Source organism: Streptomyces turgidiscabies Car8 (genome assembly GCF_000331005.1).
Classification (GTDB): Bacteria; Actinomycetota; Actinomycetes; order Streptomycetales; family Streptomycetaceae; genus Streptomyces; species Streptomyces turgidiscabies.
Map to the genome: position 1 here is coordinate 1 of NZ_AEJB01000137.1, position 13,008 is coordinate 13,008.

Annotated in this window: 13 protein-coding genes and 1 tRNA gene; 3 read left to right on the forward strand and 11 right to left on the reverse strand. The window is 70.3% G+C overall.

Translation table 11 applies throughout. The features are described from left to right. Positions 1 to 271: 271 nt before the first annotated feature. The 5 genes from STRTUCAR8_RS08670 to STRTUCAR8_RS08690 all read right to left on the reverse strand — a co-directional run bounded on the left by STRTUCAR8_RS08670 (position 272) and on the right by STRTUCAR8_RS08690 (position 5,036). On the reverse strand, positions 272 to 799 hold the full coding sequence (locus tag STRTUCAR8_RS08670; RefSeq protein ID WP_044471876.1) for an NUDIX hydrolase family protein: 528 nt from the start codon (positions 797 to 799) through the stop codon (positions 272 to 274). Between the two features lie 91 nt (positions 800 to 890). After that, entirely contained in the window at positions 891 to 1,601 is a 711-nt protein-coding gene (locus STRTUCAR8_RS08675; protein WP_006375177.1) for a response regulator, read from the reverse strand. Between the two features lie 174 nt (positions 1,602 to 1,775). Beyond that, positions 1,776 to 3,782 carry an FtsX-like permease family protein gene (locus tag STRTUCAR8_RS08680; protein WP_006375185.1) on the reverse strand — a complete coding sequence of 669 codons (2,007 nt, stop codon included), beginning with the start codon at positions 3,780 to 3,782 and terminating at the stop codon, positions 1,776 to 1,778. A 164-nt stretch (positions 3,783 to 3,946) separates the two neighbouring features. Continuing rightward, positions 3,947 to 4,633 (reverse strand): ABC transporter ATP-binding protein, encoded by a 687-nt coding sequence (locus tag STRTUCAR8_RS08685; RefSeq protein ID WP_006375184.1) that lies wholly within the window; start codon positions 4,631 to 4,633, stop codon positions 3,947 to 3,949. 34 nt (positions 4,634 to 4,667) lie between these two features. After that, positions 4,668 to 5,036 (reverse strand): DUF4333 domain-containing protein, encoded by a 369-nt coding sequence (locus STRTUCAR8_RS08690; RefSeq protein WP_006375188.1) that lies wholly within the window; start codon positions 5,034 to 5,036, stop codon positions 4,668 to 4,670. Between the two features lie 153 nt (positions 5,037 to 5,189). On the opposite strand from STRTUCAR8_RS08690, the gene STRTUCAR8_RS08695 reads away from it, so the two are divergent. Continuing rightward, entirely contained in the window at positions 5,190 to 6,356 is a 1,167-nt protein-coding gene (locus STRTUCAR8_RS08695) for a sensor histidine kinase (RefSeq protein WP_006375189.1), read from the forward strand. 186 nt (positions 6,357 to 6,542) lie between these two features. Here the strand turns inward: STRTUCAR8_RS08695 and STRTUCAR8_RS08700 are convergent, their stop codons facing one another. The 3 genes from STRTUCAR8_RS08700 to STRTUCAR8_RS08710 form a co-directional block, all read right to left on the reverse strand. Then, positions 6,543 to 7,025 carry a Dps family protein gene (locus STRTUCAR8_RS08700; RefSeq protein WP_006375180.1) on the reverse strand — a complete coding sequence of 161 codons (483 nt, stop codon included), beginning with the start codon at positions 7,023 to 7,025 and terminating at the stop codon, positions 6,543 to 6,545. Between the two features lie 37 nt (positions 7,026 to 7,062). Continuing rightward, positions 7,063 to 7,305 carry a WhiB family transcriptional regulator gene (locus tag STRTUCAR8_RS08705; protein ID WP_044471877.1) on the reverse strand — a complete coding sequence of 81 codons (243 nt, stop codon included), beginning with the start codon at positions 7,303 to 7,305 and terminating at the stop codon, positions 7,063 to 7,065. Positions 7,306 to 7,439: 134 nt separating this feature from the next. Next, entirely contained in the window at positions 7,440 to 8,288 is an 849-nt protein-coding gene (locus tag STRTUCAR8_RS08710) for an alpha/beta hydrolase (protein ID WP_044471878.1), read from the reverse strand. Positions 8,289 to 8,456: 168 nt separating this feature from the next. On the opposite strand from STRTUCAR8_RS08710, the gene STRTUCAR8_RS08715 reads away from it, so the two are divergent. Continuing rightward, the gene (locus STRTUCAR8_RS08715; RefSeq protein WP_044471879.1) at positions 8,457 to 9,257 is read left to right on the forward strand and encodes a sulfite exporter TauE/SafE family protein; all 801 of its coding nucleotides are present in this window, start codon (positions 8,457 to 8,459) and stop codon (positions 9,255 to 9,257) included. Between the two features lie 16 nt (positions 9,258 to 9,273). Here STRTUCAR8_RS08715 and STRTUCAR8_RS08720 read toward each other — a convergent pair whose 3' ends face one another. From STRTUCAR8_RS08720 to STRTUCAR8_RS08730, 3 genes are all read right to left on the reverse strand, one after another. Continuing rightward, the gene (locus STRTUCAR8_RS08720; RefSeq protein ID WP_006375181.1) at positions 9,274 to 11,364 is read right to left on the reverse strand and encodes an MDR family MFS transporter; all 2,091 of its coding nucleotides are present in this window, start codon (positions 11,362 to 11,364) and stop codon (positions 9,274 to 9,276) included. A gap of 67 nt (positions 11,365 to 11,431) precedes the next feature. Then, positions 11,432 to 12,235 (reverse strand): precorrin-6A synthase (deacetylating), encoded by an 804-nt coding sequence (gene cobF, locus STRTUCAR8_RS08725; protein ID WP_006375186.1) that lies wholly within the window; start codon positions 12,233 to 12,235, stop codon positions 11,432 to 11,434. Between the two features lie 48 nt (positions 12,236 to 12,283). Next, positions 12,284 to 12,817 carry a DUF309 domain-containing protein gene (locus tag STRTUCAR8_RS08730; protein ID WP_044471880.1) on the reverse strand — a complete coding sequence of 178 codons (534 nt, stop codon included), beginning with the start codon at positions 12,815 to 12,817 and terminating at the stop codon, positions 12,284 to 12,286. A 101-nt stretch (positions 12,818 to 12,918) separates the two neighbouring features. On the opposite strand from STRTUCAR8_RS08730, the gene STRTUCAR8_RS08735 reads away from it, so the two are divergent. Beyond that, positions 12,919 to 12,992 (forward strand) — tRNA-Pro (locus STRTUCAR8_RS08735). Positions 12,993 to 13,008: the final 16 nt, after the last annotated feature.

Below are 13,008 nucleotides of genomic sequence, written 5' to 3' on the forward strand. Positions count from 1 at the left end.
CTACACCCGCCTCGACGTCAACGCCCCCCGCATCACCAAACCCCTCAGCGCGGCGCTTCTGCGCAGCCGTCGCCTTACGCAGTCGCTCGCCCTGCCGTACCTGCGCCGCCAAGCGGCAGCCGTGTCTGCGGAAGGAGCACCCGTCGGCGAGGGCCGCCGCACCCAGATGGGATATCTGTGGGCTCCTGAGGCGGTCGAGGCCACGACCCGGCGAGTGGCGGGCCCTCTCCACGGAACCCCGGTAGTTGCTGGGTCTCGGTGGTCCGCCGGTTCAGGACAGGCGGCCGACATGGGCGAGGGCCTGCTTGAGGAGCATCCCCTGACCGCCAGGCATCTCGTTCTGGACCACGGGGGAGGACGCCTCCTCCGGACTGAACCAGACCAGATCGAGGGCGTCCTGGCGCGGGCGGCAGTCGCCGGCCACCGGGACGATGTAGGCGAGGGACACCGCGTGCTGACGCGGGTCGTGGAACGGGGTGACGCCCAATGTCGGGAAATACTCCGCGACGGTGAAGGGCTGCGGGGAGGCCGGGATTCTGGGCAGTGCCACTGGGCCGAGATCCTTCTCCAGATTGCGCATGAGGGCATCGCGTACACGCTCGTGGTGCAGAACACGGCCCGACACCAGAGCGCGGCTGACGTTGCCGTCCGATCCGATGCGCAGGAGCAGCCCGATGCTGGTGACTTCCCCGTTGTCATCGACACGCACGGGTACGGCTTCTACGTACAGGATCGGCATCCGGGCGCGAGACTGCTCGAGTTCGTCGGGTGCCAGCCAGCCGGGCGTGGTTTCGATCATCTCAGACATTGGCTGATCGTACTTTCAAGTCGTCCTGTTTCTGCAGAGCCTCTCCACGTCGAACGCGCCACATCCGGCTGACCCGCCGCTGTCAGACCTCCGGGCGCGCGTGCCCGTACTGCCATGCCCAGGCCGCGATCTCCACCCGGTTCCGAGCGGCCAGTTTCAGCTGCACGCTCGACAGGTGTGTCTTGACCGTGGAGAGGGAGACGAACAGGGAGGCTGCGATCTCCGCGTTGGTGTGACCGAGCGCGACCAACCGGACGACGTCGAGTTCCCGGTCGGTGAGCGGTTCCGCGAGCGTCGCGGTGGAGACCTGGGGTGGAGCTGCCGGGCGGGACGCGGTGGCCTGCGGGGCGGTGATGTGCTGGAGCAGACGGACCGTGATCGACGGCGACACGAGGGAGTCACCGGCCGCCGCAGCCCGGACCGCCTCCGCGAGCAGGGTGGGCCCCGAGTCCTTGAGCAGGAATCCACATGCGCCGCCACGCAGTGCCCCGTACACGTACTCGTCGAGGTCGAAGGTGGTGACGACGACGACTCGCATCGGGTCGGTGACACCGGGGCCGGCCAGGATCCGGGTCGCCTCCAGGCCGTCGAGCTTGGGCATCCGGATGTCCAGCAGACACACGTCAGGACGCTCACGGCGGGCCAGTGCCACGGCCTCCTCCCCGTTGGAGGCCTCGGCGACGACGCTGATGTCGGGCTGGGCGTCCAGGAAGAAGCGGAAGCCGGTACGGACCATGTCCTGGTCGTCCGCGATGAGGACGCGGATCGGGGGGCTGGGCGGGGCGGCAGTCATGGCTCGATCATGCCTCAGGGGTGGGAGGGGCGAGTGGGGCGGAGCGGAGGGAAAGGTGCAGGAGGGCGAGGGGCTCGTGGGGAGTGGGGGAGGGGAGAGCGACGAGGGGGGAGTCCGGTCGGCGGCTGCCCCCGCTCCCATGTCGGCCATAGGGTCGTCCATTGTCTTTCGTTCTCAGTCCGCCGTCTGCGCCGCGTTCTCCGTGACCGCCCGAAGCAGGGGCCTGCTCGCTCCGATCGCGGCGAACATGGCCAGCGCGCCCACAGTTATGCACACCGCCAGGGTCACCGCGCCCGAGGTGCTGATCGTGCTGTCGAACATCTCGTTGACCTGGAAGGCGGCGTAGATTCCGGCGGCGGTGGTGCCACCGGCGAGGACGACCAGCGGGAGGACCGTCTCACGGAACCTGGCCCGGTCGAGAAGCTTCAACGGAGTGCCGGCCAGCCGCAGCAGGGCGTAGACACGTCGCCGGTCGAGGACGTTCGCGGCGGCGGTCAGCCCTGCGGAGGCGGTCGCGACGAGGAAGCTGACCGCGAGGGCGGCGGTGCCGAGTTCCCCCAGCCGACCGGTGAAGGCGTCGTTCTCGGCGTTCGCGTAGTCCTGGGTGTACGGCAGCTGGCCCGGCACCAGGTTCGAGAGTGCGGTGACGGCTGTGTCGAGCTGCTCCGTCCCGCCGGAGACGTGGACCAGCACTCCGGTGGCACTGTTCAGCAAGTCGCCGTCGCCCTCGCTCGTGGTGACGGTCGCTTTCACTCCGGCCGCGTCGAGGAGCGGACGGGCCTCGGTGGCGGCGGTGCGGGCAGTGGCGGTACTCGTGGTGGGTATGGCGACCTGAGCAGGGAAGCGGTAGTCCTCGATTCCCACGTTGCCCACGGTGAAGAACCCGGCCACGAATCCGGCGAGGACCAGTCCGCTGACGGTGCGCCACGAGCCGCGCGGGTCGTCGCTGAGTCGGCGTGCAGCCAGCAGGGTCGCCGGACGGCGGGCGAAGTGGGCCGTGATCCGGCCGAGGCGGTCCACGACCCAGGGGCCGAGCAGCCAGAAGGCGCCGTAGAACATGAGCAGCATCGCGAGCTGCTCGCGGGGGCCCGCGCTGCCCGAGGACGCTGTCACGTAGATGTAGAGCAGGACTGCCGCGAAGAGGACCAGGCGGATGAGGCGGGTGCGGCGCGGGTTCGCCTGCTGGGCCACGCCCAGCGGAGAGACCGCCACCTGACGCAGCGTCATCATGGCGCTCACCGCGATCAGGCCGGCCACGAACACAGTGACCGCCAGCAGCCAGGGCAGCCCCACCCACAACTGCCCCGTGTACCAGCTGCCGATGCCGAACGGGATCTTCGCCAGCGCGGGCAGCAGCAGACAGTAGGCCAGCGCGCCTGTCAGCGCCCCGGCCGCCCCGACGACCGCCGACTCCAGGCCGGTCATCGCGAGGATCTGTCGCGGTGTCGCCCCGGCCAGTCGCAGCGCGGCGAGCCGTTGCTCACGCCGGGCCGCCCCGAGCCGTCCGGCGGCAGCGGCGAGCACGACCACGGGGACGGCGACGATCGCCACACCGACGGTCACCGCGGGCTTGTCCGCCGAGGTGAACACGCTGACATCGGTGCCGTCGAAGCCGGAGATCACGGAGCGGGCGGTCAACCCGCCGAACTGGCCGAACACGCCGAGCGGTTCGGCCGCGGCGGAGACCGTGGGATCGGACGCGGCCTTCCCCACGACGGCCACCAGCTCCTGGGGCGCCGCGAGACCGGCGTCGCCGATGGCGCCGTACGAGGACACCCTCGGGAAGCGGTCGGCGAGTTGCTTCGCCGGTGTCCTGTGCAGCAGGTCGGCCAGGGCGGGCGAGACGTACACCTGCCCCGGCTCGGGGAACCTGCTCAGCCCCGGGGGTGCAGGAGTGGCCTTCCGGCCAGGCAGCTGGGCCAGCGAGACCACGGTGACCGGGCGGTCGCCGAGATAGGTCGTGCCGAGTGTCTGGACGGCCGTGCCGTGCCGGTCGGGGGCGGGGGTGCGCCAAGCCGTGTCGTGTGCGCGGGTGCCGCTGCCGAAATAGGCGGCCGTGAGCACCAGGAGGATCAGCGCGCCGACCGCTGCGGCGCCGGCCGCCAGCAACTGGCTGTGCAGGCCGCGGCGGCCGGAGCGGCGTGCGAGAAACCACGTCAACTGGGGAACGGGCGAGGACATGAGGGCTCCGGGGTGCTTGGACTCGGGAAGGGCGCAGCGGCCGGTGATCGGGGCAGAGGGGGGCTGGCGAGGGAGAACCAGTGCCGGGGAGAGGGGCGTTGAAGCGGCGAGGAACGTGGCTCAGGATGCGACCGTCACGGCGACGGTGTACTGCGGACCGTGACTCACGGTGTGACGGTGTACTGGTGATGGCCGGTGATGCGGCCGTCACGCACCTGGAGGACGCGATCGCAGTGGGCGGCCACGTCCGGATCGTGTGTGACCATCACCAGGGAGGCCCCCTGCTCACGGGTGACGGAGGTCAGCAGCCGGATGACCTCCTCGCTGGTGACCTGGTCCAGGGCGCCCGTCGGCTCGTCGGCGAAGACGACATCGGGCTGGACGACCAGGGCGCGGGCTATCGCGACGCGCTGGGCCTGACCACCGGACAGCTGACCGGGGCGGCGCTTCTCCAGACCGTCGAGGCCGAGCGGGGCGAACCAGCGACGGGCGAGTGAGACGGCCCGGCCACGGGGCATGCCGTCCAGCATCAGCGGCAGGGCGATGTTCTCCTCGGCGGGCAGTTCGGGCAGCAACTGGCCGAACTGGAAAACGAATCCGAACTGTTTGCGACGCAGTTCGCTCAGTCGGTTCTCACCGAGGTTGTCGATACGTTCGTTGTGCAGCAGGACCTCGCCGCCGTCCGGGCGGACCACTCCGGCCAGCGTGTGCAGGAGGGTCGATTTCCCGGACCCGGACGGACCCATGATCGCCAGCGACTCGCGGACGCCGACCTTCACGTCCACGCCGTGCAGAGCGGTGGTGGAGCCGTACTTCTTGGTGAGGCCGAGACCGGCCAGGACAGTGCTCATCGTCTCTTCGTTTCCTTGGTCTCTTCGCCGTTGCTCAGCGCTCGAACTTCCAGGTCAAGGAGGTACTTGTCGCCTTGACCACCGTCACCGGTATGTCGATGTCCTTGCCTTTGCCGGTGTGACCGGTGCAGGTCATGGTCGCGCCGGCCACGGCCTTCAGACCGGTCGGGCAGGACACCTGGGAGACCTTCGTGCCCACCCAGGGCAGTGGGTGGAACTTGCTCTGGGCTCGCCCCGCGACGATGCTTCCTGACAGGGCCCTGTGGCCGTCCACCGTCACCGCCGTGTGTTTGTCCAGAGCGGTTGTCGACTCTGTACCCGCGAGCAGATGTGTACCTACGCCTGCCAAAGCCACCGCGGCGGTCGCACCGCCGATGATGCTGATGAGGGCCTTGCGCTGCATCTCGTACTCCTGAAGGTCGGACCGGGTGGGAATTGGCTCCACTCTGTCCCGCGGGCACGGGCGCGCGCCTCGGCCGTCCGGCCACCCTTGCGGACCGGCCCCTCGGCCATTCGGCCGATCCCGTCGTTCCCGTCCGCGCATACGGTGATCCGCATGACATCGGACTCGCCCCGCAACTGCGCCCGGGCCTTCGCCGTCGCACTCCTGGTCATGGCCGGGGCTGTCGACGTCCTCGACGCGACGGACAGCGGTTACGTGGTCTGGCCCCACCTGCTCGTCCTGGCGCTCGGGTACGCCGCTCTGCTGTGGCCGAGCAGCCGGCGGCCGCAGTGGTTCACCCCGCAACTGCGCACGGGCGTACCGGCCGTCGTCTCACTGCTGTTCACGGCGGGTTCGCTGCTGCTGGACAAGCAGGCCCCGTTCGGCCCGGGCGAGACGATCGTGCTGCTGATTCTGCTGTTCATGTCGGTACGGCAGTGCCCGCAGCCCTGGGCCGTCATCTGCGCGGTGCTGAACGCCGCGGCGCTGCTCGGCACGCCTGCGCGCTTCTATCGGGACGACCGGACCAGCCTGCTGGGATTCATGCTGGTCGAGCTCGTGCTGATCGGTGTCTTCGCCGGTCTGGCGGGGTACCTGCGCGCGCTGGACCACCGGCGGGCCGCAGCGGTCGTCGACACCCGGCGGGCGGAGCGGGTGGCGATCGCCGCCGACCTGCACGACTTCGTCGCCCACCATGTGACCGGGATCCTCGTCCAGACCCAGATGGCCCGCATGATGGCCACCACCCAGCCGGAGAGCCTGGACACCGTCCTGGCGGGCATCGAACGCGCGGCCACGGAAGCCCTGGCGTCGATGCGCCGTACCGTCGGCGTGCTGCGCGACACCGGCCCCGACGCAGCGGACCGCCGGCCCGTCGGCGACCTGGACGGCATCGCGGAACTGGCGGAAGGCTTCGCGAACCCGGTCCAGCGCGTCACCCTCGACCGTGACCCCGCCGTGCCCGACGACCTCCCGCACGAGGTGCAGGCCGCCGCGTTCCGGGTGGTGCAGGAAGCGCTGACGAACGTGCGACGGCACGCGGCCGACGCCACCGAGATCACCGTCCGGCTCCGTCACGACGGCCGAAGACTGGAGGTCGGGGTGACCGACGACGGACGGGGCGGCACCCAGCTCCCGGCCGCCGCTCACGGAGGTGGCTTCGGCCTGGTCGGCCTCACGGAACGTGTCACGGCCCTGGGCGGGGACCTGAGCGCGGGGCCGCCGCCCGGGCGGACGCACGGGTGGGAGGTGCGGGCCCTTTTCCCCACGGGGAAGCCATGACGGTACGCACCTCGGCGTCGTGGTCGGCACACACGACCACCCCTTCGAGGAGACCTGACTGATCCTCGAAGGGGTGTTGGTCGTTCTGCGGCCGGGCCGAGGACGGTGCCGACATGACCGGCCTCGACGGCACCCTCGCTGTCGGGAGGATGGCTCTTGAGTGAGATGAGAGAGGGGAGGACCCGGTCAGTCGCCGCGGGTCGCGTTTTCCGCCTCGAACATCCAGCGCTGCTTCTCGAGTTCGGCCGTGATGCCGATGAGCAGATCCTGGGTAACCGGGTCGGCCTCTTCCGTCGCGTCGATGCGTTCGCGCAAGCGCTCGATCGCCGTCGCCAGTGCCTCGACAAGCAGCTGGACGACATCCGTGTCCTGGATCCAGCCGTCCTTCGGGCCCTGGAACACGGAAGCCGAGGCGACCGTCTCCGGGCGGCCGTCCGGCGGTACGCCGAGCGCCGACGAGCGCTCCGCCACCGTGTCGGAGAACGCGCGGGCCGCCGACACCACCTCGTCGAGGTGCAGATGGATCGAACGGAACCTCGGCCCCACGATGTTCCAGTGGGCCTGCTTCCCGATCAGCGACAGCGCCAGCAGATCCACCAGGGTCGCCTGCAGGGCGTCACCGGTGATCTTGCGTTCCGGCTCCGGCAGGCTGCTCTTCACTACAGTCATGGGGTAACTCCTCCTCGTGACTCGGTCCGGGTTCTCGCTACCGGACCCGTTCTCGCGCGGTACGGAGCAGTTCGGCGCGTTCCTCCTCGCACGTGCCGCCCCACACGCCCAAGGTCTGACCGCTGCGCAGGGCCCAGTCCAGGCACTGCGGGGTCACCGGGCAGTGGGCGCACACGCGTTTCGCGGCAGCGGTGTCGCGCACCGCCGGCCCCTTCGTGCCTATGGGGAAGAACAGTTCCGGGTCTTCTCCCACACAGGCCGCTCGCCGCAACCACTCCATGGAAACGCGGGTGCCCAGGTCGGAGGGACGGAAACGTGACGGAACCGGCCAACGGAGGCGGCGGAGAGCGAACGGCGGTGAGAAGAGGAAGTGATCAGGTGGAGATGAGGGTGACCAGGCCGACAATGGATGGTTCAGTGGGGCGAGGGCGCGAGTACCCGGTCCAGGAAGGCGGTCAGCTCGGCGTAGGCCTCAGCCCTGTCCATCTCCAGGAAGAGGTCGTGCCGGGCGCCCGGAAAGATCCTTTCGGTCCAGTCGGTGCCGCGCAGTTCCTCGATGCCGACGCGGCTCCCGGCGAGCGGGACGAGCCGGTCGTCGTCACCGTGCAGCCACAGCAGCGGCAGCGGCCCGATGTCACCGCTCTTGGCCACGGTCTCCAGTGTCCGTACGAAGGCTTCCAGCGTCGGCCGTTTCATCGGACCGTGCCAGACCAGCGGGTCGGCCGCGTACGCCGCCCCGACCGCGGGATCGCGGGACAGCGCGGCCGGGTTGATCGGCCGGTCGGGGATCTCGTCGAGTTCGAGCAGCCGCCCCGGGAGGTCCCAGCTGCCGAGTACGGGCGCCGACAGGACGAGAGCGGCGAGCTCGGCGCCGTACCGCTGTGCGAAGCGGGCCGCGATCAGGCCGCCGGTGGAGTGGCCGATGAGGACGACGGGCACGTCAGGGTGGGCGGACCGGGCGAGTTCGGCGACGGTGTGCAGATCGGTGACGACGTCCTCGAAGTCCGCGATCAGCGCCCGCTCGCCCGCCGACCGGCCGTGTCCTTGGTGGTCGGGGCCGAGAACGGTCGCGCCATGGGCGACGAGGACGCCGGCGAGGTCTTCGTAGCGGCCCGTGTGCTCCCCGTACCCGTGCGAGAGGAGGGCGAGATAGCGGGGCGGATCGAGCGGACCTTCGCCATCGCTGGGGGCGGGCCGGGGCCACTCGCGCACGGCGATCGCGCCTCCGCTGCCGGTGAGGACGTACTCGCGGGACTCGGCCATGGCTTCTCCGGGTGCGTCGTTGACGGCGTGGGTGGTGTGCGTGGTGTTCGTGGATCTTCCCAGGACTCGGGAGGCCGGTCCACGGTGACGCGTCGTGGGTGGGGCAGGGGTCACCTGGCGAGACGGTCCTGACGGCGGCAGTTGGGTGGGCTTAGCATCGGTCTCCGCATGAACACGATGACGCTCTGGCACATAACGCACTGGGAATTCGCCGCTCTCGCCGCCGCGGCGGTGCTGGTCGGCTTCTCCAAGACCGCTGTCAGCGGGGCCAACACGGTCAGTCTGGCGATCTTCGCGGCCGTTCTGCCCGCCCGCGAGTCCACGGGTGTGCTGCTGCCGATCCTGATCGCCGGGGACGTACTGGCCGTACTGACCTACCGCAGGCACGCCCACTGGCCCACCCTCTGGCGGCTGTTCCCGGCGGTCGCGGTGGGGGTGGTCGTCGGCACGGTGTTCCTGGTGTGGGCCGACGACGAGGTCGTCCGGACCTCGATCGGGGCGATCCTGCTGCTGATGGCCGGGGTGACGGTGTGGCGCCGACGGCGGGCGGAAGCGGAGGCGAAACGGGAGCAGGAGCGGGAGGAGGACGAACCGGAGGCGGTGAGTACTCCCGCCGGACGCCTCAAGGCCCGCTCGTACGGTGTTCTCGGCGGCTTCACGACGATGGTCGCCAACGCGGGCGGCCCGGTCATGTCGATGTACCTCCTGTCGGCCGGTTTCCGGAAACTCGGCTTCCTGGGTACGTCGGCGTTCTTCTTCCTGATCGTGAACGTCTCGAAGGTCCCCTTCAGCGCCGGCCTCGGTCTGATCGACGGCCACTCGCTCCTGCTCGACGCGGCGCTCGTACTGTTCGTCGTCCCCGGCGCGTTTCTCGGCAAATGGGCTGTGACCCGGATCAACCAGCGGCTGTTCGAGCAGTTGGTGATCGCGGCCACGGTGGTCGGCGGAGCCCAGTTGCTGCTGCGCTGACCAGCGACTCTCCGGGCTACGGGACGGACGTACCCCCGCCCGAGCCCGCCAGTGCTGCCGGCCGGCTCGGCAGACCGCTGCTGAGGTCCTCCACCAGGAGGCGTTTGGCGATCGTGTCCACCGCGGCGCGCAGATCGTCGCCGGAGGGACGGCCGAGGTCCTGTTCCACTCGTTCGGCCAGCCAGGAGCCCCAGGCCCCGCCGATCACCGCGGCCTCGCGCGCGCCCGCCTCGGTGTGGGAGAAGAAGGAGCCGGTGCGCGTCAGGTAGCCCTCCTCGACCATACGGTCGAAGACCGGCAGGAGTACCTCGGGCGGCATGTGACGGCGGGCGGCGATCAGGCCGAGACCGGCGTGGCCGACCATGCGGGTGAACAGCTCGACCTGCATCACCGCCCAGGCGCCCGCGATGTCGAGCCGGGTGTCCGAGCCGGTGACGATCCGGCGTGCGGCGTCCAGATCCGTACTGCCGATGATCTTCCCGACGGAGGCCTCCAGCAGGCGGCGCGAGTCGGCGGCGACCGGCGTCGCGAAGCCGTCACCCATGTCCGTCGAAGCCATCCGCGCGCTGTCGCGCAGCTGGACCTGCTTCAGGAACAGGGCGACGACGAAACCGATGAGCGCGACCGGAACGGTCCACAGGAAGACGGTCTGGATGGTGTCCGCGTAGGCGCCGATGATCGGCTCGGCCGCCCGGGCGGGGAGGTGGTGCAGGCCTGCCGGGCTTGTCGCCGCGCTGGTGATGGCGGCCTGGTCCGCCGTGCCCGTGCGGGCGGCTTCCGCGATGCCCTCGGTGAGGTTCGGTGTCAGCGAGTTGGTGTAAAGCGTGCCGAAGACCGCGGTGCCGAACGAACTGCCGAGCGTACGGAAGAAGGTGACGCCGGAGGTCGCGGTGCCGAGGTCGGCGTACTCGACCGTGTTCTGTACGGCGATCGTCAGCACCTGCATGCCCAGGCCGATGCCGGTACCGAGGACGAACATGTAGAGGGAGGCCAGCCAGGTGCTCGTCGACGCGTCCATGAGGGAGAGGAGATACAGGCCCAGGCCCATCACCGCCAGGCCGACGACCGGGAAGTAGCGGTACTTGCCGGACTTGCTGACCACGTTGCCGCTGAAGACGGACGCGATGAGCAGGCCCAGCACCATGGGAAGGGTCCGTACGCCCGACACCGTCGCCGAATCGCCGTCGACGTACTGGAGGAAGGTCGGCAGATAGGTCATCGCGCCGAGCATCGCGAAGCCGACGATGAAGCTGAGGATCGAGCACACCGTGAAGACGGGGTTGCCGAACAGCCGCATGGGGAGCATCGGTTCGGCCGCGCGGGACTCCGCCCAGCAGAACAGGCCGAGCGAGACCGCGCCGCCGACGAACAGCGCGATGATGACGCCGGAACCCCACGCGTACTGGTTGCCGCCCCAACTCGTTGCCAGGATCAGCGCGCTGGCGCCGACGGCGACGAACGCGATGCCCAGATAGTCGATGACCGGGCGCACCGCCGACTTCACCACCGGAATGGTGCGGGCCGCCGCGACCACGACCAGGATCGCGATCGGAACGTTGACGTAGAACGCCCAGCGCCAGGTCAGATGGTCGGTGAACAGGCCGCCGAGCAACGGCCCGATGACCGTGGCCACGCCGAACACGGCACCGATCGCGCCCTGGTACTTGCCGCGCTCCCGCAGCGGGATGACGTCGGCGATCAGGGCCATCGCCGTGACCATCAGCCCGCCCGCGCCGACGCCCTGCATGGCCCGCCAGACGATCAGCAGCGTCATGTTCGTGGCGAGCCCGCACAGGAAGGAACCGGTGATGAAGACGATGGCCGAGACCTGGAAGACCACCTTGCGGCCGAACAGGTCGCCGAACTTGCCGACCAGCACCGTGGCCACGGTCTCGGCCAGCAGATACGACGTCACCACCCACGACATGTGCTCGGCACCGCCGAGGTCCGACACGATCGTCGGCAGGGCTGTGCCGACGATCGTCTGGTCCAGGGCGGCCAGCAGCATGCCGAGCATGATCGTGACGAAGACGACGTTGCGGCGGCGGGAGTCCAGCACAGGTGGCTGCGCGGCGGCGGGCGGCGCGGTGTCCTCGACGGCTGTCACGAGGTCACGATCACACCGGTGAACCACCACTGCAAGGGGGACGGCCCGCTCGGGTGCTCCCCGGTGCCTACGGTCTCCCGGGCCCGCTTTCTCCGACGTTCCTCCTCAGCAGATACGTGTCCATGATCCAGCCCTTGCGCTCACGGGCCCGCGAGCGCAGCCGCTCGATACGCGGCGCGGCCTCGGCGATCGGCCCGGAGACGAGGAGTTCGTCCGGGGTGCCGAGGTAGGCGCCCCAGTAGATGTCGATGTCCTCGTCGGCGTACTGCTCGTCGGCGTACCGAAGGAAGGCCTGACGGGCGTCCAGCATCACCACGACGTCGTCGACCCCCGGCGGAAGCCCCTCGGTGAGCCGCCGCCCGGTGGTGATCTGGACGGGGCGCCCGACCCGGTTGAGCCCCGTGCGATGCCGGGCGGCGAGCGCGGAGACGCTGCTGATGCCGGGCACGACGTCGTACCCGAACTCCACCGCGCCCCGCCCGAGGACGTCCTCCAGTATCCCGAGCGTGCTGTCGTACAACGAGGGATCGCCCCACACCAGGAACGCCCCGCTCTCGTCCGCGCCGAGCTCCCCGGCTATCAGCCGCTCGTAGATCCCGGCCCTGGTACGGCGCCAGTCCCCGACCGCGCGGGTGTACGCGGCGCCCCCGGCCGTCCGGTCCCGGTCCGGATCGCGCACCTCGACCAGGCGGTACGTCCCCTCCGGCACATGTGTGTCGAGCAGGTGCCGGCGCAGCCCGACGAGGTCGGACCCGGCCTCGCCCTTGTCGAGGACGAAGAACACGTCGGTGCTCCGCAGCGCCCTGACCGCCTGCAGGGTGAGCTGCTCGGGGTCGCCCGCCCCGATACCGATGACCCGAATCCTCCGCACGCTCCCGAGTCTGCCGCACCCCACTGACAACGCGGCCGTCGAAACGGGTCAGCCGCCGACGGGACGGCTCGACAACCGTGGCGCCCGGGCTCCCGCATCGACGGCCGGGCCCTCCTGTTCGACCTCCGCGGCCAGCTCCCGCGCCCAGGCGACGACACCCGCGAGGTCCAGCCCGTACGGCTGCCGGTGCGCACCTGCGGCCGCCCACTCCTCGACCGCGCCGGCCCCGCGCCGCAACAGCCGGGCACCGCCCGTGACGTTCCCGCGCGCGGCATGCGTGAGCCCTACGGCAAGCTGCGCGAGCCCCCGCCACAGGCCGCGCTCCTCTTCCGGCCCCGACTTCCAGGCGTCCTCGAAAACCTCGTGCGCGTGGAACGGTTTCCCCGCGTCCAGCAACGCCTGCGCCTCGGCGACGCTGTCCTCGGGGCGGCGTACGACGCCCTCGGGCTGCCGGGCGACCCCGTGTTCGCCGTACGGCAGCGGACGCCCGAGCCCGTCCCGTGGCCGCGCGTTGCGTGCCCGCCCCTCCTCGTCCCGGTCCCGCCTGTCCACTGCTGTCCGATCCTCCGACGCACCGCTCATACACCGATTGTCGCGCGCTCCCCGGCGCCACCGGGGCAGCCGCTCACGTGGGGTAAGGTTCTGTTCGCGTGATCACGCGGGGCAACCGCGGATCGTCGCACCGGGACGTGGCGCAGCTTGGTAGCGCACTTGACTGGGGGTCAAGGGGTCGCAGGTTCAAATCCTGTCGTCCCGACTCGTGAGAGTCGTGG